The organism is Thauera sp. SWB20, assembly GCF_000831325.1.
In the GTDB taxonomy this organism is placed as follows: domain Bacteria; phylum Pseudomonadota; class Gammaproteobacteria; order Burkholderiales; family Rhodocyclaceae; genus Thauera; species Thauera aminoaromatica.
Genome location: NZ_JTDM01000010.1, coordinates 53,961 through 76,991, shown reverse-complemented (window position 1 = coordinate 76,991; position 23,031 = coordinate 53,961). Strand labels below are relative to the sequence as shown.

Here is a 23,031-nt window from a genome sequence, read left to right as displayed (position 1 = left end):
CCCCGCCCTTTTCTTTTGGCTGCTACAGACGGGAAGGCTTGCCCTGACTGGGCTCCCGAGCGCATGCCTGATCGCCTTTATGACATGTACCTGACGCGTGACGACCTTGTCGCTCTCGGTGAGTGCAGATGTCCCAGTCCGGCCCGTTGCCGTCGTTCGGACCACGAAGGCATCTTCGTTCGAGCCACCGACTCGATCTGAAACTTGCCTGACGTTCGACCGTCAGAGATTAAAGCTCGGAGGGAGACTGCAGGCGGTTCTGTCGATCGACTGCTCGGGCGCGGTGGCCGACGCTAGCGCAAGTCTCAAGAATGGACTGGCGTTGCGGTGATCTTCACGCCCAGAGCATGAAGCAGCTTGAGCACTGTGTCATAGCGAGGCTTCGCGCCGGGCGTGAGCGCCTTGTACAGGCTCTCACGGCCAAGACCCGCATCCTTGGCGAGTTGCGCCATGCCGCGGGCGCGCGCAACGTCGCGGACGGCAGCGAGAAACACATCAGGGTTTGGGTCTTCCAGGGCGGCCGTCAGATACTCCGCGATGGTTTGCTCGTCGTTCAGGTAATCGGCAGCATCAAAGCTGGCGGTCTTGACCATCGTTCACTCCTTGTCCAAAGCCCGCGCCATCTCGATGGCACGTTTGATGTCGCGCTTGTGCGACGACTTTTCCCCGCCCGGCAGAAGCAGATAGATCACAGCCCCACGTCGCGTGTAGTAAGCGCGATACCCAGGGCCGACGTGGATGCGCATTTCCGAAACGCCTTCGCCTACCGGCTCACAGTCACCAAGATTTCCATGCTCGGCAGAGCGGATACGGTGGACGATGCGGGCTCGAGCCACGTTGTCTTTCAAGCCGGCAAGCCAGGCGTCGAAATCGTCGGTGCGCAGGAAAGTGTTCATGCCGGCATGTGTGTCCATACGGATACGCTCGCACAAGGGCGAACCAGTGGCGAAGACCGAGCTTCCGCGGCACCAAACGCCCCCGCGATCCCGCTGCTATGCTCACGCGCTCGGACTAGCATGCCCCCAAGCCACCGGGACCGGAGCGACCTGCATGAAACAATTCATCCGCGACAACCCGACCATCGCCTTCGGGCTCGGCCTGCCGCTGCTGCTCGTCGCGGTCTTCCTCGCCATCTCGGGCATTCCCGTCCTGCTGGTCGCACCGGCGCAGTACGAGGTGCTGTACGCGACCCATTACAACTTCCACAACAACCCGCACAACGCGATCCGGATCGCGGTCGTCGGTGATCGCGTGCAGGTCAGCTACGTCGGCAACACGCAGCCCTACCAGACCCCGCGGCTGTGGCGCTTCAATCCGAAGACCGGCGCGGTGAAGGAAATCGCGCTGCCCTTGCCGCCCGGCCTCGCCCCCAACAGCGGGCGCCCGGTCGAGGCGGAGAAGACACCGAGCGTAACGCCCATCGACGTCCCCGACCTCGCCGGGCTCAGGGTCGATTCGTCGAGCCTGGCGCCCGACGGCTACAGGTTCAGCAGCGGCGCCGATGGCTACGGCGGAAAGGTCTTCGACGGCCTGTTCCTCGGTTCTTCGCGCTACCGGGTCCACGCCGAACTCGTCAAGGACGGGCGCAGCATCCGACTGCCCGAAACCGAAGGCGCCTACTACGGCAACGCTGTCCGCTTCGTCGGCTGGGTGCTGCCGTGACCTGGCTCCTACTGCTGATCGTGCTGATCGTCCTCGCCGGCGGCTGGTGGGGCTGGCCGCTGGCCGCGGCGCTGTTCGGCAGCCGCGCGGTGCATGACAAGACCAGTGCGCTCGGCAGGATCGCCGAGCTGATGCGTGCCCATGACATCTCGCCGGCTGAAGTCGCTGCGGTATACCGCGATCCGACCCTGCTCGCGACCACGGCGCCCAAACGCAGCAGCGGCGAGATTGCACGGACGCTCTTCATCTATCTCGGCGCGATCTTCATCCTCGCCGGCATCGGCACCTACATCGGCATGTTCTGGAACCGCATGGGCAGCGTCATGCGGATCGTCGTCACCCTCGGCGTAGGTTATGCGCTGCTGGTCGTGCTGGTCTCGGCGCTGCACGAGAGGAAGTTTCCCAGGCTCGTCCTGCCACTGACGCTGGCGACGGCGTTCATGCTGACGAACGGCTGGTTCGTGTTCATCCACGAGCTCTTTCCGCGCGGCAACGACTGGCGGCTGGCCGCGCTCGCCGTCTTCGGCACGATGGCGATTCATCAGGGCCTGCTGTTCCGCCAGTACGCGTCGAGCGTGCTCGCCTTCACCGCCCTGTGCTTCGTCTACGGCTTTCTGGCGGTCGGCCTCGACCTGCTCGACGTGCCGGCGGGCTTCAGCGCGCTCGTCCTCGGCGCCTCGCTGTTGCTCGTCGCCAGCGGGCTGGAAGGATCGCCGCAGCGCAGCCTCGCCGAGTTTGCCTACCTGATCGCGCTGTGCTGGTTCAACGCCGGCCTGTTCGACCGCGTCGCCATCGCCGCCGCGGCCGACTGGGCGGCGCTACTGACCGGCGCCTCGGTCATGTCGGCCGCCTACGGCCTGCACAAGGACGGGCGGCAGCTCCGGCTATCCGGTCTCGGCTACCTGATCGGCTCGGCGCTCGCCTACAGCGGCCTCTTCGACCTGCTGCGCCAGACCCCGGTCGAACTGCTCTATTTCGCCGTCACCGCGGCGATGCTCTACGTCTGCGTGTTGCTGCAGAGTCGCGCGCTGCTCCTGACCACGGTGCTCGCGATGCTCGGTTTCATCAGCCACTTCACCGCCCGGCACTTCGTGGACTCGCTCGGCTGGCCGATCTCCCTGGTCCTCATGGGTGTCGCCTTCATCGGCGTCGGCGCGCTGGCGATGCGGATCAAGCGGCAGATGTGAGGGCCTTGGCCTGGAAGGGGCAGCATTAAACGGGAACTTGCGACCCTCGAACGAACGCCAGGATTGACGCCACGTACGCTAACGCGTACGTTAGCCGCATCGACGGAGACCCGCAATGACCACGCTCACCGCTTCCGAAGCACGGGCCAACCTGTACCGCCTCATCGATCAGGCCGCAGAGTCCCATCAGCCCATCCACATCGCGGGCAAGCGCACGAGCGCCGTCCTGCTCTCCGCGGAGGACTGGCAGGCCATCCAGGAAACGCTTCACCTGCTTTCCATTCCGGGGATGCGCGAGTCCATCAAGGAGGGCATGGCCGAGCCGCTTGACGAGAGCGCCCGGGAGCTCGACTGGTGAGCTGGCAGCTCGTGTTCTCGAAGTACGCCCGGAAGGACGCGAAGAAACTGGCGGTAGCCGGCCTGAAGTCGAAAGCCAAGGACTTGCTTGCGATCCTGGCGAAGGATCCCTTCCAGAAGCCTCCGCCCTACGAAAAGCTCGTGGGTGATCTTGCCGGGGCTTACTCGCGCCGGATCAACATCCAGCACCGCCTGGTCTATGAGGTCTTCGCCGAGGAGCGCGTGGTTCGCGTGCTGAGGATGTGGTCGCATTACGAATAGGAAGGCGGGAAACGTGGCGGGCGACGACGCCTCGCAACCGTTTCCAAAAACGGAACGGTTCAAAAGGAAGGCGCTCGTGTTCGACCCTTCAGCGTGTGCGAGAATCCAGCGCGGGAGCTATTCACATGAACCTTGCAGAAGCCATCTATCGACACAGCCAGCGCCTGCCGGATGAAGCGGCTCGCGAGGCGCTCGACTTCATCGAGTTTCTCGAACAGCGCTATGGCGTGAAGCCTGCTGAAACCACCGCTACGCCGCGCGAATTTCGCGAGCCGGGCAGTGCCCGCGGCAAGCTGGAGATTGTCGCGGACGATGACGACCACTTGGTCGACTTCAAGGACTACATGCCTTGAAGGCCCTGCTCGACACCCATACCCTGCTGTGGTTTCTGCTCGACGACCCGGCCTTGTCGGGCACTGCACGGGAGTTGATCCGCAGTCCGGAGACCGAGGTCTTCGTCAGCCCGGCCAGCTACTGGGAAATCGCGATCAAGATCAGCATCGGCAAGTACCGCTTGCCCGAACCGCTTGCAGCATTCATGGATCGAGAACTGTCCCGCAACCGCTTCGACATCCTGCCCATCTCGGTCCGCCATGCCGATCGCGTCGCACGCCTGCCCTTCCATCACCGCGATCCATTCGATCGCCTGATCGTCGCGCAGGCCCTGGAAGACGCGATGCCGCTGCTGAGCGCCGACCAGGTCATGGACCGCTACGGAGCTCAACGCGTCTGGTAAGCGACGTCCTCCATTCACGCTGACCTCCGCAGTCCATGCCCCTCGACTTCACCACCCTCGACACCCTGCGCAGCCACCACCCCGCGTGGCGGCTACTGCGCTCGGACCACGCGGCGCTGGTGGCGAGCTTCCTGCACCGCGTCTTCGTCGCCCCCAACGTGCGCGGCATGGCGGCGGCGGACCTCGCCGAGGCGCTCGAGGACGAGCTCTACGCGCTGCGTCTGCTGCGCGGCGACGACGCCTTCCCCAAGCCGGCGCTCGACTACCTCAACGACTGGGCCGCGGCCGACAAGGGCTGGCTGCGCAAGTACTACAGGCCCGGCACCGACGAGGCCCAGTTCGACCTCACCCCGGCCACAGAGAAGGCGCTCGCCTGGCTGGCGCAGCTGAGCGAGCGCCAGTTCGTCGGCACCGAGTCGCGCCTGCTCACCTTGTTCGCCCTGCTCAAGCAGATGGGCGAGGGCAGCGAGACCGACCCCGCGCGCCGCATCGCCGAGCTGCAGCGCAAGCGCGACGAGATCGACGCCGAGATGGCGCGCGTGCTCGCCGGCGACATCCCGCTGCTCGACGACACCGCGCTCAAGGACCGCTTCCAGCAGTTCATGCAGGGCGCACGCGAGCTGCTCGCCGACTTCCGCGAGGTCGAGCACAACTTCCGCCAGCTCGACCGCCGCGTGCGCGAGCGCATCGCGCTGTGGGAGGGCAGCAAGGGCGCGCTGCTCGAACAGATCATGGGCGAACGCGACGCCATCGCCGACTCCGACCAGGGGCGCAGCTTCCGTGCCTTCTGGGACTTCCTGCTGTCGAGCCGGCGCCAGGAGGAACTCAGCGACCTGCTCGACCAGGTGCTCGCCCTGCCCGCGGTGGCCGAGCTGAACCCCGACGCCCGCACCCGCCGCGTGCATTACGACTGGCTCGAGGCGGGCGAGCACACCCAGCGCACGGTGGCGCAGCTGTCGCAGCAGCTGCGCCGCTTCCTCGACGACCAGGCGTGGCTGGAAAACCGCCGCATCATGGACCTGCTGCACGGCATCGAGAGCAAGGCGCTCGCCCTGCGCGCCGCGCCGCCGCCCGGCCCCGTGATGGAGATCGCCCTGCCCGGCGCGGCGATCGAGCTGGCGCTGGAGCGCCCGCTGCACACCCCGCCCACCCGGCCGGCGATCGCCGCGCTGCGCGTCGAGGCCGGCGACGAGGATGTCGACCCGCACGCGCTCTTCGAGCAGGTCACGGTGGACAAGGCACGCCTCGCCCGCCACATCCGCCACGCCCTGCAGGACCGCGCCCAGGTCACGCTCGCCGCGCTGGTCGCCGCGCAGCCGCTGGAGCAGGGCCTGGCCGAGCTGATCGCCTACCTGCAGCTCGGCAGCGACGCCTTCACCACCACCGTCGACGAGGCCACCCCCGAGCCGATCGAATGGCAGGCGAGCGCCGCCGACGGCGCCATGGTCACCCGCAAGGCCCGCCTGCCGCGGGTGATCTTCATGCGCTGAGCGCGCGCACGCGCAACCAAGCCGGGCATCGGATCAGATGCTTGCACAGGGCGGGCAGGATGAGGAACATGCCGACCCGACAGGGCGACAATCCATGCGCTCACTCGATCGATTTGCGCGCCCCGAGGCGCAAGCTGACAATCCCCAACCGATGAAGCACTCGATGGACGACGAAGACCTCGCCCCCAGCCCGGCCGAGCCGCCCGGCCCCGCCGCCGCACCCGACCTCTCGGTGCTGCTCATCGGCCTGCTCAAGGGCGTGCTCTACCGCGAAGCCGACGAACGCCAGTGGTCCGGCCTGCTGCAACTGCAGGCGCGGGTGCGCGAATACGTCGCCGTGCTCGCCCTCGAGCTGGTGCTCGACGAGGCCGAGGGCTACGCCTTCCTGCGCGGCCGCCCCGAGCCCGCCGACGACGACCCGGCGCCGCGCCTGCCGCGCCTGGTGGCGCGCCGGCCGCTGTCCTACCCGGTGAGCCTGCTGCTCGCCCTGCTGCGCAAGAAGCTCGCCGAGTTCGACGCCGGCGGCGGCGACACCCGCCTGGTGCTGGGGCGCGACGACATCGTCGAGCTGGTGCGCGTGTTCCTGCCCGAAGGCCCCAACGAGGCACGCCTGATCGACCAGATCGAGACCCACATCAACAAGGTCGTCGAGCTCGGCTTCCTCGCCCGCCTCAAGCCCGCCAGCGCCAGCGCCACCGCGCCCGCCAGCTTTGAAGTGCGCCGCATCCTCAAGGCCTTCGTCGACGCGCAGTGGCTCGCCGACTTCGACGCCCGCCTCGCCGCCTACCGCGCCGCCCTCGCCGATGGCAAGGAGACCCCGTCCGATGAGCCCTGAAACCGTCGAGCCTTCCCCTGTGGGAGCGACGCACGTCGCGATTGCAGCGCCGGGAATCCGCGCCGGCGCAGCGGTAGCCGCCGAATCGCGACTTGCGTCGCTCCTACAGGCGCGCCGCAGACCGCGTGGGTTCCTGCCAGATCCACCGGCGAGCAAGGGCGGTGATGCCGGCGCCGACACCCGCGAGCACAGCCTGCGCTCCTATGTGCTCGGCCACTGCAAGTCCGAACGCAACGAGGTCACCGGCGCCGCGCGCCCGCCTCGCCGGCTACCGCACCGCCCTCGCCGACCGCAAGGAAACCCCGTCCGATGAGCCCCGAAACCTTCGAGCACCCCCCCGTAGGAGCGACGCAAGTCGCGATTTCAGCGCCGGGAATCCGCGCCGGCGCAGCAATAGCCGCCGAATCGCGACTTGCGTCGCTCCTACGGGCGCTCCTACGGGCGCGCCGCAGACCGCTTGGTTTCCTGCCAGGAGCGGCGGCGAGCAAGGGCCGTGATGCCGGCGCCATCGATGGCGCGTATGCGCAGCGCAGGTGCAGCCCATGAACGACCCGCAATCCCTCGGCCTCGACTTCGTCGCCGACGACACCCTGTCCGGCTTCCGCCTGCAGCGCCTGGAGGTGCTCAACTGGGGCACCTTCGACCGCCACGTGTGGACGCTGCAGCTCGACGGCCGCAACGGGCTGCTCACCGGCGACATCGGCTCGGGCAAGTCCACCCTGGTCGACGCGATCACCACCCTGCTCGTCCCCGCGCAGCGCATCGCCTACAACAAGGCCGCCGGCGCCGACACGCGCGAGCGCAGCCTGCGCTCCTACGTGCTCGGCCACTACAAGTCCGAGCGCAACGAGGTCACCGGCGCCGCGCGCCCGATCGGCCTGCGCGAGCCCGGCAGCTACTCGGTGATCCTCGGCGTATTCCACAACGCCGGCTACGACCAGACCGTGAGCCTGGCCCAGGTGTTCTGGTTCAAGGAGGCGCAAGGCCAGCCGGCGCGCTTCTACCTCGGCGCCGAGCACGCGCTGTCGATCACGGACGATTTCTCCGGCTTCGGCCCCGACATCACGCAGCTTCGCAAACGCCTGCGCGGCGCCGGGGCCGAGGTGCTCGACAGCTTCCCGCCCTACGCAGCGTGGTTCCGCCGCCGCTTCGGCATCGACAACGAGCAGGCGCTCGAGCTCTTCCACCAGACCGTGTCGATGAAGTCGGTCGGCAACCTCACCGACTTCGTGCGCAACCACATGCTCGAGCCCTTCGAGGTCGGCCCGCGCATCCAGGCCCTGATCGACCACTTCGACGACCTCGACCGCGCCCACCAGGCGGTGCTCAAGGCGCAGCGCCAGGTCTCCCTGCTGGGCCCGCTGGTCGACGACTGCCACCGCCACGACGCGCTCGCCGCCGACATCAGCGCGCTGCGGCGCTGCCGCGAGGCGCTGCAGCCGCACTTTGCCGCGCGCAAGCTGGCCCTGCTCGACCACCGCCTCGAACTCGCCGCCGAGGAGTGGGCGCGCGCCGACGCCCAGGTCATGCGCCTCGACACGCTGCGCGAGGAACAGGCCGGCCGCATCGACGCGCTCAAGCAGGCGATCAACGCCAACGGCGGCGACCGCCTCGAGCGCCTCGCCGCCGAGATCCGCAAGCAGGAGCAGGTGCGCGACGCGCGCCTGGCCAAGGCACGCCGCTACGGCGAGCTCGCCGCGGTGCTCGGCGCGTCCGCGGCCGCCGACGCCGAAGCCTTCGCCAGCCAGCGCCTGCACTTCGCCGCCAGCCGAGAGGAGGCGCGCAACCGCGACGCCGAACTGCAGAACACGCTCACCGAGCACGCCGTCACCCTGCGCCAGGGCAAGCTCGAGTACGACGCGCTGAGCGCCGAGATCGACAGCCTCAAACGTCGCCGCAGCAACATCGACGACCGCCAGATCCAGATCCGCGCCGCGCTGTGCGGCGCGCTCGGCATCGACGTCGAGGACATGCCCTTCGCCGGCGAGCTGCTCCAGGTGCGCGAGGACGAGCGCGACTGGGAGGGCGCCGCCGAGCGCCTGCTGCGCGGCTTCGGCCTCGCCCTGCTGGTGCCCGACGCGCACTACAAGGCGGTCGCCGAGTGGGTGGACGGCAACCACCTGCGCGGCCGCCTGGTGTACTTCCACGTCCGCCCGCCGCGCGCGGGCGAGCTGCCCGCGCTGCACCCCGACTCGCTGGTGCGCAAGCTCGCGATCAAGCCCGACAGCCCGCACTACGACTGGCTGGAACGCGAGCTCGCCCACCGCTTCGACGTCGCCTGCTGCGCCACGCAGGAGCAGTTCCGCCGCGAGACGCGCGCGATCACCCGCGCCGGCCAGATCAAGGACCCCAGCGGCCGCCACGAGAAGGACGACCGCCACGCCATCGCCGACCGCAGCCGCTACGTGCTGGGCTGGAGCAACACCGCCAAAATCGAGGCCCTGGAAGCCCAGCGCCGCCAGCTCGAAGCCCGCCTCGGCGAAGTGGGCAGCCAGATCGGCCGCATCGAGGCCGAGCGCCGCACCCTCGCCGGCCGCCTCGACGCCCTCACCCGCCTGGAAGAATTCACCGCCTTCGACGAGCTCGACTGGCACGGTGTCGCCGGCGCGATCGCCACGCTGGAGGACGAACGCCGCGCGCTCGAAGCCGCCTCCGACCTGCTCAAGACACTCAACCAGCAGCTCGCCGACCTGCAGCGGATCCGTGTCGACACCGAGCGCGAGCTCGGCGCCGCGCGCGAACGCCGCGCCAAGGTCGAGCAGCGCCAGGCCGACGCCGAGGCGCTGCGCACCGCCACGCTCGCCCTCGTCGACGCCGCGCCGATCGACCCGGAGCTCGTCCCCCGATTGGAAGCCCTGTGCGCCGAGGTGCTCGGCGAGCACCCGCTCACCGTCGAGTCCTGCGACAACCGCGAGCAGGAGGTGCGCACCGCGCTGCAGTCGCGCATCGACGCCGAGGATCTCCGCCTCAAGCGCCTGGCCGAGAAGATCATCAAGGCGATGGCGGCCTTCAAGCAGCAGTTTCCCCTCGAGACCGCCGAGATCGACGCCAGCCTGGAGGCCGGCTTCGAGTACGAGAAGCTGCTCGCGCAGCTCGACCGCGACGACCTGCCGCGCTTCCTCGCCCGCTTCAAGGAGCTGCTCAACGTCAACACCATCAACGAGATCGCCAACTTCAACGCCCAGCTCGCGCGCGAGCGCGAGACCATCAAGGAGCGCATCGCCCACATCAACAAGTCGCTCGGCGAGATCGACTACAACCCCGGGCGCTACATCGTGCTTGAATCGCAGGCGAGCCCCGACGCCGAGATCCGCGACTTCCAGCAGGAGCTGCGCGCCTGCACCGAGGGCGCGCTGACCGGGGCGGGCGAGGGCGACGACGAGCAGTATTCCGAGGCGCGCTTCCTGCGCGTCAAGGGCATCATCGACCGCTTCCGCGGCCGCGAGGGCCTCTCCGACCAGGATCGCCGCTGGACCGCCAAGGTCACCGACGTGCGCAACTGGTTCCTCTTCGCCGCCAGCGAACGCTGGCGCGAGGACGACAGCGAGCACGAGCACTACTCGGACTCCGGCGGCAAGTCGGGCGGGCAGAAGGAGAAGCTCGCCTACACCATCCTCGCCGCCAGCCTCGCCTACCAGTTCGGCCTGGAGTGGGGCGCGGTGCGCTCGCGCTCGTTCCGCTTCGTCGTCATCGACGAGGCCTTCGGCCGCGGCTCGGACGAATCCGCGCAGTACGGCCTGCGCCTGTTCGAGCAACTCAACCTGCAACTGCTGATCGTCACCCCGCTGCAGAAGATCCACATCATCGAGCCCTTCGTCGCCAGCGTCGGCTTCGTGCACAACGAGGGCGGCAGCGCCTCGAAGCTGAGGAACCTGTCGATCGAGGAGTACCGCGCGCAGAAAGCCGAGATGCGGGCGGCGGCGCAGGCCGCGCCCCGCGCCGGCGGCGGCGCATCCGCATCATGAGCTGGAGCACCGCGCAGGACCTGAGGGCGCAGGTGATGCGCCTGTGGGAGCGCGGCGAGCTGCTGCGCGAGGGGCTGCCGCAGGACAGCGGCGCCCCCCCGTGCGCGTGCTTGCCGGAGGAGGAGAGCGAGGGCTCTGGCGCTCAGCCTTGCGAGCTACCGGCCGATGCCGCGGCGTACACGGCCGTGGGACCACCTGCAGGCCACAGCCGCTTCCCGCTGCGACTCACCCTGAAGACCCCAACCTCGGACGACATCACCCGCCACTTCGATGCCGTGCGCGCCTGGGTCGCGGCGATCTCGGCCACGCCCCATGTGCGCCTCGAATGGCAGGAGACCCGCCACCGCGTGCAGGGCAGCCAGCGCCTGCCCGCGAGCGCCTGGGTCGACCGCCTCGACGACGCCCTGGCCTGGATCGGCAAGCGCGCCGAGGACGCGCGCTTTCGTGCGCTGCACGCCGAGACTGCCGCACGCCAGCCCCTGCTGCTGCCCTGGCTGCACAAGCGCCCGCTGCGCGCGCTCGAACTCGCCGCCGAGTGGTCGCGCCTGCTCGACGTGGTGGCCTGGCTGCAGGCCCACCCGCGCCCGGACGTGTATCTGCGCCAGGTCGACCTGCCCGGCATCCACACCAAGTTCATCGAATCCCAGCGCGGCGTGCTCGCCGAGCTGCTCGAGCTCGCCCTGCCCGCGGCGGCGATCGACCCGAGCCGCACCGGCGCGCAGCAGTTCGCCGCCCGCTACGGTTTCCTCGACAAGCCCGTGCGGCTGCGCTTGCGCGTGCTCGACCCGGCGCTCGGCCTGCTCCCCGGCGCGCCCTGCCCCGACCTCGCCCTCGACGCCGACAGCTTCGCCCGCCTGCGACTCGACGTGGCACGCGTCTTCATCACCGAGAACGAGACCAACTTCCTCGCCTTCCCCCGCGTCGACAAGGCCATCGTGATCTTCGGCGCCGGCTACGGCTGGGAGGCGCTCGCGCGCGCCACGTGGCTGCAGCGCTGCCCGATCCACTACTGGGGCGACATCGACACCAACGGCTTCGCCATCCTCGCCCAGCTGCGCGCCCGCTTCGCCCATGTCGAATCCCTGCTGATGGACCGCGCCACCCTGCTCGCACACGAGGCGCTGTGGGGCAGGGAAGACAGCCCGCGCCCGGCCGACATATCCCGCCTCACCACCGAGGAACGCAGCCTCTACGAAGACCTGCGCGACCACCGCATCCGCCCGTCCCTGCGCCTGGAGCAGGAACACATCGGCTTCGGCTGGCTGGAAAAATGGCTGAAAATCGTCCATTTGATGGATGATTTTCAGCCGTACGGCGGTTGATTTTCATCCGCCCTTGCTACGATCCGGGCAACAAGCCGCAACCAGACTCACCCGAGCACCCGGATCAAGATCCACGCCGAGAAGGACCGCCGCATGCTGACCCGCCTCGAAATCGACGGCTTCAAGACCTTCGAGAACCTCACGATCGACTTTCTGCCCTTCACGGTCGTGCTGGGCAGCAACGCCGCCGGCAAGAGCAATCTGTTCGACGCGATCCGGCTGCTTTCTCTGCTCGCCACGCGCGACGTCGCCGAGGCGGTCAAGGACATGCGCGGCGAACCGCTCGAGCTGTTCCGCCTGACGCCATCGGGCCGCAGCACCCAGATCCGCATCGCCGCCGAGGTGCTCGTCGACCCTCTGGTGCGCGACCCGTGGGGTAGCGAGGTGAAGATCACGCACACGCGGCTCCGCTATGAGGTGACGCTGGAGCGGCGCCAGACCAAGCCCGGGATCGAGCGGATTCAGGTGGCACGGGAGTGCGTGACCCCCATCATGCGCAAGGACGATCGCTGGGCCAAGGCAGTGAACCCGACCAAGGACTTTCGTTCGACGTATCTGAAGTACACGCGCCTGAAGCCGTGGCTCACGACCGACGAGACGGACGAAGGCCTGGCTTTCAGCATCCATCAGGACGGCAAGCAAGGGCGCAATCGACCCGCAAGCGCGGCCGAGGCAACGGTGTTGTACAGCGTGACCAACGCCGAGTTTCCGCACCTTTTCGCCCTGCGAGAGGAGATGCGCCACTGGCGCCTGCTGCAGCTCGACCCCGCACTGCTGCGGCGTCCAGTCCCGGCGACGGCATCGGACATGCTCGATGCGGATGGCTCCAACCTTGCCGCGGTGCTGACTCAACTCAAGGCCGAAACCGCGAGTGCCGAGAAACCGGATGGGGTACTGAGCGACATCGCGGCGGAACTGAACCACCTGATCCCGGGGATTGCCCATCTCGACGCCAGGCTGCACGAGGCGAGCCGCGAATACCGGATCGAACTCACGATGCGCGACGGCCTGCCCTTCACCTCGCGTGTCATTTCGGACGGCACGCTACGCATCCTCGCCCTGCTGACCCTGCTGCACGACCCGCGCCATCGGGGCCTGATCTGCTTCGAGGAACCGGAGAACGGCGTGCATCCCGGCCGCATCAAGCAGCTCGTTCAGCAACTAAGGGACATCGTCACCGACCCAGCCGAGTACGACGCCGAAGACAACAGCCCACCGCTCAGCCAACTGCTACTGAACAGCCATTCGCCGGTGGTCTTGTCCGCCCTCCTCGACGCGAATCGACGCCCCGTCGACGGTGCGGTGCTGTTTGCCGACACGGCCGTGGTGACCGACCCCGCACGCAAGGAGCAGCGCCGCAAGACGCGCCTTCGGCCCATTCACTCCAGACCGCAAGCCGCCCTGTTCGGGGACGACGCGAATCCGCAAGGCATCGTCTCCGATCTCGAGGTGCGCAAAGTGCTCGATACCGTGGCGGCGGAGGGCTGAGGATGCATTACCTCGGACTGGCGCTCTATGCCGAAGGCCCCACCGACTACTACTTCCTGCGCCCCTTGCTGCTTCGCCTCTGTGAAGAGATCTGCCTGAACGAGGCGAACCAGTCGGTGGAGTTCGGCGAGGAGGTCATCTCCTTGAACGAACCCGCACGAATGAAGGACGCCCCACGCGAGGAACGGATCATCGAAGCTGCTCGCGAAGCGCGGGGCGCCTGGCGCATCGTTTTCATTCACACTGATGGCGCAGGGAGTGCGGAGCGCGCCCGTGCGACGTGCGCGCAGCCCGCCATCGACAGGCTCGCTCAGGAACTTCCCAATGATGGTCTCGCCATCGCGGTGGTCCCGATACGCGAAACGGAGTCATGGGCGCTTGCAGATGGCGATGCGATTCGCAGGGTATTCGGTACCCCCCTATCCGACGAGGTGCTGGAGTTACCGCGCAACGCCGCAGATGTGGAAACAACACGTGATCCGAAGAGGACCTTGCACCTCGCCTTTCTGAAGACCAACCCAAGCTCACGGAAACGACGGCAAGGCGTTTCTCCGATGTTGAATGCGCTTGGCGAAGCTGTGTCGCTGGATCGATTGCGGCGCCTGTCGGGGTTCCAGGCACTTGAGACGGAATTGCGCCTGGGCATGAGAAGGCTCGGGATCCTCAGCGAGCTCAGGAGCTAATCCAGCCACAACGCTCAGCTTTGCCGTCCGCTCGGTCAGAATCTCCTCCCGTGACTGAGCGCTTCCCGTCCGCAGGCTCGACAGTTCAGCACGCAAGTGCTTGTTTCAACTGAATCACACTTCCAGAAATGCCACCACACGACGCCCGCCCCCACGGCCCGGCCACGAGCCCTACCTGACCCCCCATCCCCGCGAGACATCTTGAAAAGCGCCCTCTTCGTCGACTTCGACAACGTCTATTCCGGCCTGCGCAAGCTCGACCCCGCCATCGCCGACCGCTTCGCCCGCCAGCCCCTGGAGTGGGTGAACTGGGTGATCGGCGCGCTCGAGCTGCCCGACCACGCCCCCGCCGGTGCGCGCCGCCGGCTGCTGGTGCGGCGCTGCTACCTCAACCCGCAGGCCTACCAGCGCTTCCGCCCGTCCTTCAACCTCGCCGGCTTCGAGATCATCGACTGCCCCGCGCTGACGAGCGAGGGCAAGACCAGCACCGACATCCACATGGTGCTCGACATCATCGACCTGCTGCAGCACGAGGCCCGCTACGACGAGTTCATCGTGTTTTCGGCCGACGCGGACTTCACCCCGGTGCTGCGCAAGCTGCGGCGCTGGGATCGGCGCACCACGGTGCTGGCGATCGGCTTTCCGTCCGCGGCCTATCGCGCCTCGGCCGACCTGCTGATCGACCCCGACGAGTTCGTCCGCAACGCCCTCGGCTTCAAGGACGAGGACGAGGCGCCCGGCGCCGGCGCGCCCCCTGCCGACGTCACCCCGGAAAGCCTGTCGCTCGCAGCGAGCGCACGTTTCGCGCAGGCGTCGCCGGAAGCGGCCCGGAGCGTTCCCCCGGCCTCGCTCTCCAGCGGCGCCGACGCCCTCGACCACGACCTCGCCGAGATCGTCGAGACCATGCGCGTCGAGGTTGCGCGCTCGGCCGCGCCCGTCCCCTGCAGCCGCCTGGCGAGCCTGATCACCACGCGCCACCCCGCCCTCGCCGCCGACTGGAACGGCAAGGGCAGCTTCCGCAGGTTCGTCGACAGCCTCGAGCTCGCGCCGCTGCGTTTCGACTGGAGCAACAGCGGCGGCTTCGTCTTCGATCCCGCCCGCTCCGGCGCCGGCATGCAGGACGGCAGCGTCACGCCCGACTGGGGCGAGGATCAGGACATCCTGCCGCTCGCCATGCAGATCCACGAGGTCTCCGGCGTCCCCCTGCTCGGCCCGGCCGAATACCGCGCGCTGTTCTCGATCATCGCGGACGACGTCGGCCGCCATCCCTTCGACCTCAAGGAAACCGGCAAGCGCGTGCGCGACCGCCTGCGCGAAGCCGGTCTCGGCGGCAGCCGGCTCGACGTCAACTGGATCCTGCGCGGACTGCTGATGCGCGGCCACGCCTTCGGCGAGGGGCAGGACCGCGCCGCGACGCTCGCCACCAAGACGGCGAACAACGTGCGCTCGCTCTGCCTGCGCGAGCAGATGATCCTCGACCGCGCGGCCGAGACGGCGATCGCGCGCTGGTTCGGCACCCATCCGGCTCCCACCCGCAGCGGGCAGTGAGCCGATGCGGGTGCCGCGGCCCTCGACTCCGCCTCCCACACGCTTCTGAGCTATATTGCGTCGCAACAGATCCAGCACGAGGACCACCCCCATGGCCAGTCGCAACCCCTCCTTCTTCCGCCGCATCGGCCTCGCCTTCTCCGTCCTCTTCGGCGCCGAGCTCGCCGGCCGCCTCGTCCGCCTGCGCGAGGAAGGCGCAGACACCGAGGCCGCTGCCGGCACCGAGGACGCCGCCGCAGCCGCCCAGCCCGCCATCGTGCGCGAGACCACCCCCGAGGCCGCGCTGCAGCTGCTCGGCCTGCTCCAGCGCGACGCACGCTTCATCGATTTCGTCCAGGAAAACATCGCCGCCTATTCGGATGCCGACATCGGCGCCGCCGCGCGCGTAGTGCACGAGGGCTGCCGCAAGGTGCTCGACGAGCACTTCGCCATCGCGCCGGTGCGCGACGAGGCCGAAGGCAGCCGCCTCACCCTGCCCGAAGGCTTCGACGCCGCGGCCGTACGCCTCACGGGCAAGGTGGTGGGCAAGCCGCCCTTCACCGGCACCCTCGGCCATCGCGGCTGGCGCGTGACCGACACCCGCCTGCCGGCGCTGGCCGAAGGCCACGACGCCAGCGTGATCGCCCAGGCGGAGGTGGAGCTGTGAGCGCCCCCGCCCGCTACACCCTCGGCATCGACCTCGGCACCACCCACTGCGCGCTCTCCTATGTCGACCTCGAAGCCAGCGACGGCGACCAGGCCGCGCAGCAGGTGCTGGAGATCCCCCAGCTCACCGGCCCGGGCAGCATCGAGGCGCGCCCGCTGCTGCCCTCCTTCCTCTACCTGCCGCACGCCGACGAGCTCGCCCCCGGCGACCTGAGCCTGCCCTGGGGGGCGACGCAGGATCACGCGGTGGGCGAGTTCGCCCGCAACCGCGGGGCGGCCACGCCGATCCGCCTGGTGGCCAGCGCCAAGAGCTGGCTGTGCCACCCCGGCGTCGACCGCCGCGCCGACATCCTGCCCGCCGAGGCGCCGCCCGAGGTGGCGCGCATCTCGCCGCTGACCGCCTCGGTGCGCTACCTGTCGCACCTGCGCGCGGCCTGGAACGCCGCCCATCCCGAGGCGCCCTTCGACGCCCAGGACGTCACCGTCACCATCCCGGCCTCCTTCGACCCCGCGGCGCGCGAGCTCACCGCCGAGGCCGCGCAGGCCGCCGGCTACCCGCCGATCACCCTGCTCGAGGAGCCGCAGGCGGCGCTCTACAGCTGGATCCAGCGCAGCGCCGGGCAGTGGCGCAAGGAAGTGAAGACCGGCGACCTGATCCTGGTGGTCGACGTCGGCGGCGGCACCACCGACCTGTCGCTGATCGCGGTGCTCGAGCGCGAGGGCAACCTCGAGCTGCACCGCGTGGCGGTGGGCGAGCACATCCTGCTCGGCGGCGACAACATGGACCTGGCGCTGGCCTACACGGTCACGCGCAAGCTCGCCGAGCAGGGCACCCGGCTCGACCCCTGGCAGACGCGCGCGCTCGCCCATGCCTGCCGCGGCGCCAAGGAGGCGCTGCTGAGCGACTCCGACCTCGACAGCGTGCCGGTGGTGGTGCCGAGTCGCGGCTCGAAGCTGATCGGCGGCTCGATCCGCACCGAGGTGCGGCGCGAGGAGCTGGTCGCCACCCTGGTCGAGGGCTTCTTCCCCCGCGTCGCGGTCACCGAGATGCCCATCACGCGGGCGCGCGCCGCGCTCACCCAGCTCGGCCTGCCCTATGCGCAGGACGCGGCGGTCACCCGCCACCTCGCCGCCTTCCTCACCCGCCAGCTCGGCGCCACCGCCGATCTCGAAGGCTTCGCCGCGCAGCCCGAGGAGAGCGTCTTCCTGCACCCCACCGCGGTGCTGTTCAACGGCGGCGTGCTCAAGTCCGGGCTGATCGCCGGGCGCGTGCTCGACACCCTGAACGACTGGCTCGCCGCCGACGGCGCCGCGCCGGCGCGGCTCCTCGGCGGCGCCGACCTCGACCTCGCGGTGGCGCGCGGCGCGGCCTACTACGGCTACGTGCGCCGCGGACGCGGGGTGCGCATCCGCGGCGGCACCGCGCGCGCCTACTACGTCGGCATCGAGTCCTCGATGCCCGCCATCCCGGGCATGGAGCCGCCGCTCGAAGCCCTCTGCGTCGCCCCCTTCGGCATGGAGGAGGGCAGCGAGGCCGCCCTGCCCGCGCAGGAGTTCGGCCTGGTGGTCGGCGAGCCGGTGCGCTTCCGCTTCTTCGGCTCCTCGGTGCGCCGCCAGGACGAGGTCGGCACCCTGCTCGACTTCTGGCAGCCCGACGAGCTGCAGGAGCTCGAGGAGATCGAGGCCACCCTTCCCACCGAAGGCCGCCGCCCCGGCGAGGTCGTGCGCGTGAAGCTGCACGCCCGCGTCACCGAGACCGGCACGCTCGAGCTCGAGGCCCTGCCGGTGGACGGCAGCGCGCGCTGGAAGGTGCAGTTCGACGTGCGCGGTAACGCAGAAGCCTGAGGTCCTTCGCGTGGCGACGCGCTACACCGTCGGCATCGACCTCGGCACCAGCAACACCGTGGTCGCCTTCGCCGCAGAAGGCGAGGACCGCATCCAGGTGCTGGAGATCGAGCAGCTCGTCGGCCGCGGCGAGCTCGCCGCGCGCACGCTGCTGCCCTCGGTGCGCTACCACCCCGCCGCGGGCGAGCTCGACCCCGCCACGCTGCGCCTGGTCGCGAGCGCCGGCGAGGGGCAGGGCGCGCCGCCGGCGGTGCTCGGCGAGGCGGTGGTCGGTCAATACGCCCGCGAGCTCGGCGCCCAGGTGCCCGGGCGTGCGGTGGCCAGCGCCAAGAGCTGGCTCTCGCACGCCGGCGTCGACCGCAACGCCGCGATCCTGCCCTGGGGCGCGGCCGAGGACGTGCCGCGGGTGTCGCCGGTGGTGGCGAGCGCGAGCTACCTCGCCCACGTGCGCGCGGCGTGGAACCGTCAGCATCCCGGGGCCGCGCTCGAAAATCAGGACATCGTGCTCACGGTGCCCGCCTCCTTCGACGAGGGTGCGCGCGCCCTCACGCTGGAGGCGGCGCGGCTGGCCGGCCTGCCGCGCCTGCGCCTGCTCGAAGAGCCCCAGGCCGCCTTCCACGACTGGCTGTTCCGCCACCGCGAACAACTCGCCGCGGAGCTCGCGCAGTCCCGCCTGTTGCTGGTGTGCGACATCGGCGGCGGCACCACCGACCTCACCCTGATCCAGGTCGAGCCCGCCGCGGACGGTCTCTCGCCGCCGCGCCTGACCCGCATCGGCGTCGGCGACCACCTGATGCTGGGCGGCGACAACATGGACCTGGCGCTCGCCCACCTGGTGGAGAAGCGCCTGCTCGCCGGCGGCGAGCGCCTGTCCGCCGCACAGCTCGCACAACTTGTGCAGCGCTGCCGCGCGGCGAAGGAGCAGCTGCTCGCCGCGGACGCGCCGGAAGAACTCAAGGTCACCCTGCTCGGCGCCGGCTCGCGCCTGATCGGTGCGGCGCGCTCGACCGCGCTACGCCGCGACGAGGTCCTGCGCCTGGTGGTGGACGGCTTCCTGCCTCTGGTCGGAGCCGACGAGGCACCCGCGCGCCGGCGCGCCGCGATCGTCGAGTTCGGCCTGCCCTATCCCGCCGACCCTGCGATCAGCCGCCACCTCGCCGCCTTCCTGCGCCGCCACGGCCAGGTTTCGCGCGCGGCGCTCGGGATGCCCGGTCCGGGCGCGGGCAGAGATGCCGACGGAGATGCGGACGAAGCCGCAGCCCCGCTCGCGATCCCCGACACCCTGCTGCTCAACGGCGGCGTGTTCCGCGCCGACGCGATCTCCGCCCGCCTGGAAGGATTGCTCGCACACTGGCGCGGCGCGCCCCCGCGCGTGCTGCACAACGACGCCCCCGACCTCGCCGTCGCCCGCGGCGCGGTGGCCTTCGCGCTCGTGCGCGCGGCGCGCAGCGGCCCCGGCATCGGCGGCGGCTCGGCACGCAGCTACTTCCTGGTGCTGGAGGCGGGTGGCGAGGCCGCGCGCGCGATCTGCGTGCTGCCGCGCGGCACCGAATCCGGCACCGAGGTCGCGCTCCCCGAGCGTCGCTTCGCGCTGCGCCTCGGCCAGCCGGTGCGCTTCCACCTCGTGTCCTCGACCGGCGACCGCGCGTGGCAGGCGGGCGAGCTGGTCGAGCTCGACGCCGACGATTTCATCCACCTGCCCCCGCTCGCCGCCCGCCTGCCCGCCACCGCCGCCGGACGTCGCGAGAACGTCGCCGTGCGCCTGGTCGCCTGCCTGACCGAGGTCGGCACGCTGGAGATGCAGTGCGTGGCGATCGACGACGACACGCAACGCTGGCAGCTCGCCTTCCAGGTGCGCGCCGAGACCGACACGCCCGCCACCGAGGCCGCGGCCGGCGCCCATCCTCGCCTCGCCCAGGCCATCGCCCTCATCGACGAGGTCTTCGGCGGGCAGGCGCGCGAACTCGACGCTAAGGCGGTACGCCAGCTGCGCGCCCGCCTCGAGCGTGTGCTCGGCCGCCGCGACGACTGGGACATGGCGCTGCTGCGCGCGCTCTTCGACGCCCTGCTCGAGCGCGCGCGCCGGCGCCGGCGCTCGGCCGAGCACGAGCGCGTGTGGCTCAACCTCGCCGGCTACTGCCTGCGCCCCGGCCTCGGCGCGGCGCTCGACGACTGGCGCGTCGACCAGCTGTGGGCGCTGTTCGGCCAGGGCCTGCAGTACGTGCGCGAGGGCAACAACTGGAGCGAGTGGTGGACGCTGTGGCGGCGCTGCGCCGGCGGCCTCGACGAGGCACGCCAGCTGCAGGTCCTGGAGGTGCTGGCCGAGCACCTCGAAGACACCGACGCCGCCCGCCGCCGCGGCGACCCGGTGCAGGGCAGCTACGACGACATGGTGCGCCTGGCCGCTGCCCTCGAACGCGTGCCGGCGATGCACCGCATCGAGGTCGGCAAGTGGCTGCTCGAGCGCCTCGCCCGCCCCGCCGAAAAGGCCCACACCTGGTGGGCGCTCGGCCGCGTCGGCGCGCGCGAGTCGCTCTACGGCAGCGCACACAACGTGGTGCCGCCGGAGACCGCCGCCGAGTGGCTGCAGGCCGTGCTCGCGCTCGACTGGAAGGTCGTCGAGCCCGCCGCCTTCGCCGCCGCCCAGCTCGCCCGCCTCACCGGCGACCGCGCGCGCGACCTCGCGCCCGAACTGCGCGACGAGGTCGCGCGCCGCCTCGCCGCCCTCCGCGCCCCGCAGAGCTGGATCACCATGGTGCGCGAGGTCGTCAGCCTCGACGACGCCGACCGCCGCCGCAGCTTCGGCGAAGCGCTGCCGCCGGGCTTGCGGCTGCTGTAGCGCTGCGCGGTGGAGGGAGGAGGGCGCGCCGTCGCCGGCTCGATGCCGACGGCGCCCATCCGGTCACTGCAGGCCGGCGAGCGGCGCGCGGTCGATCGCCGACAGCGGCGCGTTGACCTCGAACAGCTTCGCATGCACCTCGGGCACGCCGAAGCCGAGCAGGCGCGCGCGGTGCATCGCCAGGTAGCGCTCGGCGTCGGCGCGGTCGGCGAACAGGTAGATCCCGCCCGCCTCGCCGCTGTCGCGGTTCTCGGTCCAGATCTTCCACAGCAGGCCGGGCTCCTGCGCGATGGACTCCGCCAGGCCCCGCATGGCCTGCGCCATGTCCTCGCCCCAGGGGCCGGCATAGGGAAAATCGACTTGAAGAAGGATGGGCACGCGCGATCTCCTGTGCGTCGGGGTCGGAACGGAAGGCAAGCCGGGTCGCGCCGGGAGGGTGGACCGCGACGTTCGCACGGTTCAGGACGGCTCCGGATTCATCGGCCATTCTACCGTCGCGGCGCAGGTATCCGGTCGCGGCGCCAAACGAACCGACGCATCGCGACTTGCGTCTCCTATGGAAAACCGGGCAGGTTTCCGGAGCGCCCGCAGGAGCGACGCCAGTCGCGATAGCAGCGCGTCCTGCACAAGCCTCGCCGGCCAGGCCGGCTACCATTGTCGACCGCAAGGCCACCCCGCCTTGTCACCCATCACACCCGCACCCGCCATGTCCACCGACTCCGCTGCCCTGCACTACGACACCATCGCCCGCGCGATCGCCTTCGTGCGCGCCCGCCCCCGCCACACGCCACCGTCCGGGGCGGTCGCGGAGGCGCTTGGCCTCGATCTCGGGCAGTGGCAGCAGGTGCTCGCGGAATGGGCGGGGATCACGCCCGAGCGCTTCCTGCACTGCCTGGGGCGGGCGTATGCACGCGAGCGCCTGTCGCCGACGCCGGAGCGGCTCCCGGAGCGCGACGCCGGCGATCCCGCACCGTCGGACCTGGCCCGCGCCGTGCCGCTCACCTGGGAGCCGATGCCCCCCGCCTCAGGGCGCACCGTCGCACTCGGCCACGGCCTTGCAGCCACGCCCTTCGGCGACGCGCTGCTGGCGTGGACCACCCGCGGCGTGTGCCATCTCGCCTTTCGCTGTCGTGACGAGGCGGCCCTGCTCGTCGAGCTACGCAGCCTCTGGTCCGCCGCCGCGCCGGTGCGCGACGATGCGCACGCACACCGCCTGGCGCAGCGGATCTTCCCGTCGCGCGCGCCTTCCACCCCGGTGGCTGCAGCCACCGGGGCTTCCGCGCCCGCCGAAGCGGCGAACCCCGCCCCAGGCGGCGTTCACCTGATCCTGCGCGGCACGCCCTTCCAGGTCCGCGTCTGGTCCGCCCTCATGCGCATCCCGCCCGGCCGCCTGATGTCCTACCGCCAGCTCGCCACCCTGCTCGGCATGCCGGCTGCACCGCGCAGCGTCGGCAGCGCGATCGCGGCCAACACGCTCGGCTACCTCGTCCCCTGCCATCGCCTGATCCGCGCGGACGGCGACGCGGGCGAGTTCCGCTGGGGCCGCGAGCGCAAGCTGGCGATGCTGGCCTGGGAGGCCACTTGAACACGCGGCGCAGCCCCGACTACCTGGCCGGCTACCCACCGGCGCTGGTGCATCAGGTGAGAACGCTGATCGAGCAGGGCGGACTGGCCGACGCGCTGCGCCGACGCTATCCGCAGGGGCACGCGGTGCGTTCGGACAGCGCGCTCCACGACTACGTGCAGGCGCTCAAGGCCGCCCACCTGCGCAGCGCGCCGCCACTCGCCAAGGTGCGCTTCGACAACACCCTGCATGTGATCCGCAACGCGCTCGGCACCCACACCGCGATCTCGCGCGTGCAGGGTTCGCGCCTCCAGGCCAAGCGCGAGATCCGCATCGCCACGCTGTTCCGCGCCGCGCCGGAGGCCTTCCTGCGCATGATCGTGGTGCACGAACTCGCCCACCTGCGCGTGCGCGAGCACGACAAGGCCTTCTACCAGCTCTGCCTGCACATGGAGCCGGATTATCACCAGTACGAGTTCGACCTGCGCACCTACCTGAGCTACCGCGACGCGGGCGGCGAGGCGCTGTGGGGGGCGTAGGGATGCCGGAGTCCAGATACGCAGCGCGCGTCGCGGCCGCACCGCACGATCGCGACTTGCGTCGC

Annotated in this window: 21 protein-coding genes; 18 read left to right on the top strand and 3 right to left on the bottom strand. The window is 70.2% G+C overall.

The window, feature by feature from the left end; genetic code table 11:
* Window positions 1-305 precede the first annotated feature (305 nt).
* Both PO78_RS01805 and PO78_RS01800 read right to left on the bottom strand, forming a co-directional pair.
* On the bottom strand, window positions 306-593 hold the full coding sequence (locus tag PO78_RS01805) for an addiction module antidote protein (protein WP_012584197.1): 288 nt from the start codon (window positions 591-593) through the stop codon (window positions 306-308).
* 3 nt (window positions 594-596) lie between these two features.
* On the bottom strand, window positions 597-896 hold the full coding sequence (locus PO78_RS01800) for a type II toxin-antitoxin system RelE/ParE family toxin (protein ID WP_041589583.1): 300 nt from the start codon (window positions 894-896) through the stop codon (window positions 597-599).
* A 154-nt stretch (window positions 897-1,050) separates the two neighbouring features.
* On the opposite strand from PO78_RS01800, the gene PO78_RS01795 reads away from it, so the two are divergent.
* From PO78_RS01795 to PO78_RS01720, 16 genes are all read left to right on the top strand, one after another.
* A complete protein-coding gene (locus tag PO78_RS01795) occupies window positions 1,051-1,662 on the top strand; it encodes a hypothetical protein (protein WP_012584199.1) in 612 nt (203 codons plus the stop codon).
* The gene (locus PO78_RS01790) at window positions 1,659-2,849 is read left to right on the top strand and encodes a hypothetical protein (protein ID WP_012584200.1); all 1,191 of its coding nucleotides are present in this window, start codon (window positions 1,659-1,661) and stop codon (window positions 2,847-2,849) included. The genes PO78_RS01795 and PO78_RS01790 overlap by 4 nt, the downstream gene beginning before the upstream one ends.
* Window positions 2,850-2,964: 115 nt before the next feature.
* Window positions 2,965-3,207, top strand: a complete 243-nt coding sequence (locus PO78_RS01785; protein WP_012584201.1) for a type II toxin-antitoxin system Phd/YefM family antitoxin — start codon at window positions 2,965-2,967, stop codon at window positions 3,205-3,207.
* Window positions 3,204-3,467 (top strand): Txe/YoeB family addiction module toxin, encoded by a 264-nt coding sequence (locus tag PO78_RS01780; protein ID WP_012584202.1) that lies wholly within the window; start codon window positions 3,204-3,206, stop codon window positions 3,465-3,467. The genes PO78_RS01785 and PO78_RS01780 overlap by 4 nt, the downstream gene beginning before the upstream one ends.
* Before the next feature lie 125 nt (window positions 3,468-3,592).
* The gene (locus PO78_RS01775; RefSeq protein ID WP_012584203.1) at window positions 3,593-3,820 is read left to right on the top strand and encodes a DUF2281 domain-containing protein; all 228 of its coding nucleotides are present in this window, start codon (window positions 3,593-3,595) and stop codon (window positions 3,818-3,820) included.
* Complete coding sequence (locus PO78_RS01770; protein ID WP_012584204.1) at window positions 3,817-4,203, top strand: type II toxin-antitoxin system VapC family toxin; 387 nt, start codon at window positions 3,817-3,819, stop codon at window positions 4,201-4,203. The genes PO78_RS01775 and PO78_RS01770 overlap by 4 nt, the downstream gene beginning before the upstream one ends.
* 35 nt (window positions 4,204-4,238) lie before the next feature.
* The gene (locus tag PO78_RS01765) at window positions 4,239-5,693 is read left to right on the top strand and encodes a DUF3375 domain-containing protein (protein ID WP_012584205.1); all 1,455 of its coding nucleotides are present in this window, start codon (window positions 4,239-4,241) and stop codon (window positions 5,691-5,693) included.
* Window positions 5,694-5,856: 163 nt separating this feature from the next.
* Window positions 5,857-6,528 carry a DUF4194 domain-containing protein gene (locus tag PO78_RS01760; protein WP_041589727.1) on the top strand — a complete coding sequence of 224 codons (672 nt, stop codon included), beginning with the start codon at window positions 5,857-5,859 and terminating at the stop codon, window positions 6,526-6,528.
* Window positions 6,529-7,070: 542 nt separating this feature from the next.
* On the top strand, window positions 7,071-10,493 hold the full coding sequence (locus PO78_RS01755) for an ATP-binding protein (RefSeq protein ID WP_012584207.1): 3,423 nt from the start codon (window positions 7,071-7,073) through the stop codon (window positions 10,491-10,493).
* Window positions 10,490-11,815: a Wadjet anti-phage system protein JetD domain-containing protein gene (locus PO78_RS01750; RefSeq protein ID WP_043741714.1), complete on the top strand. Its 1,326-nt coding sequence runs from the start codon at window positions 10,490-10,492 to the stop codon at window positions 11,813-11,815. The genes PO78_RS01755 and PO78_RS01750 overlap by 4 nt, the downstream gene beginning before the upstream one ends.
* 93 nt (window positions 11,816-11,908) lie before the next feature.
* Window positions 11,909-13,303 carry an AAA family ATPase gene (locus PO78_RS01745; protein WP_052484339.1) on the top strand — a complete coding sequence of 465 codons (1,395 nt, stop codon included), beginning with the start codon at window positions 11,909-11,911 and terminating at the stop codon, window positions 13,301-13,303.
* 2 nt (window positions 13,304-13,305) lie between these two features.
* Window positions 13,306-13,986: a DUF4276 family protein gene (locus PO78_RS01740; RefSeq protein ID WP_043741713.1), complete on the top strand. Its 681-nt coding sequence runs from the start codon at window positions 13,306-13,308 to the stop codon at window positions 13,984-13,986.
* 201 nt (window positions 13,987-14,187) lie between these two features.
* On the top strand, window positions 14,188-15,534 hold the full coding sequence (locus PO78_RS01735) for an NYN domain-containing protein (protein WP_043741711.1): 1,347 nt from the start codon (window positions 14,188-14,190) through the stop codon (window positions 15,532-15,534).
* Between the two features lie 91 nt (window positions 15,535-15,625).
* Window positions 15,626-16,180, top strand: coding sequence for a DUF2760 domain-containing protein (locus PO78_RS01730; RefSeq protein ID WP_043741709.1), 555 nt, complete (start codon window positions 15,626-15,628; stop codon window positions 16,178-16,180).
* Entirely contained in the window at window positions 16,177-18,024 is a 1,848-nt protein-coding gene (locus PO78_RS01725) for an Hsp70 family protein (RefSeq protein WP_043741707.1), read from the top strand. Before PO78_RS01730 ends, PO78_RS01725 begins: the two co-directional genes overlap by 4 nt.
* A gap of 10 nt (window positions 18,025-18,034) precedes the next feature.
* Window positions 18,035-20,863 (top strand): Hsp70 family protein, encoded by a 2,829-nt coding sequence (locus PO78_RS01720; RefSeq protein ID WP_043741705.1) that lies wholly within the window; start codon window positions 18,035-18,037, stop codon window positions 20,861-20,863.
* Between the two features lie 63 nt (window positions 20,864-20,926).
* Here PO78_RS01720 and PO78_RS01715 read toward each other — a convergent pair whose 3' ends face one another.
* Window positions 20,927-21,241, bottom strand: a complete 315-nt coding sequence (locus tag PO78_RS01715) for a monooxygenase (protein ID WP_043741703.1) — start codon at window positions 21,239-21,241, stop codon at window positions 20,927-20,929.
* Between the two features lie 328 nt (window positions 21,242-21,569).
* Between PO78_RS01715 and PO78_RS01710 the strand changes: the two genes are divergently transcribed.
* Together PO78_RS01710 and PO78_RS01705 are read left to right on the top strand one after the other, a co-directional pair.
* Window positions 21,570-22,448 carry a methylated-DNA--[protein]-cysteine S-methyltransferase gene (locus tag PO78_RS01710; RefSeq protein ID WP_043741701.1) on the top strand — a complete coding sequence of 293 codons (879 nt, stop codon included), beginning with the start codon at window positions 21,570-21,572 and terminating at the stop codon, window positions 22,446-22,448.
* Complete coding sequence (locus PO78_RS01705) at window positions 22,445-22,966, top strand: M48 metallopeptidase family protein (protein ID WP_043741699.1); 522 nt, start codon at window positions 22,445-22,447, stop codon at window positions 22,964-22,966. The genes PO78_RS01710 and PO78_RS01705 overlap by 4 nt, the downstream gene beginning before the upstream one ends.
* Window positions 22,967-23,031 lie beyond the last annotated feature (65 nt).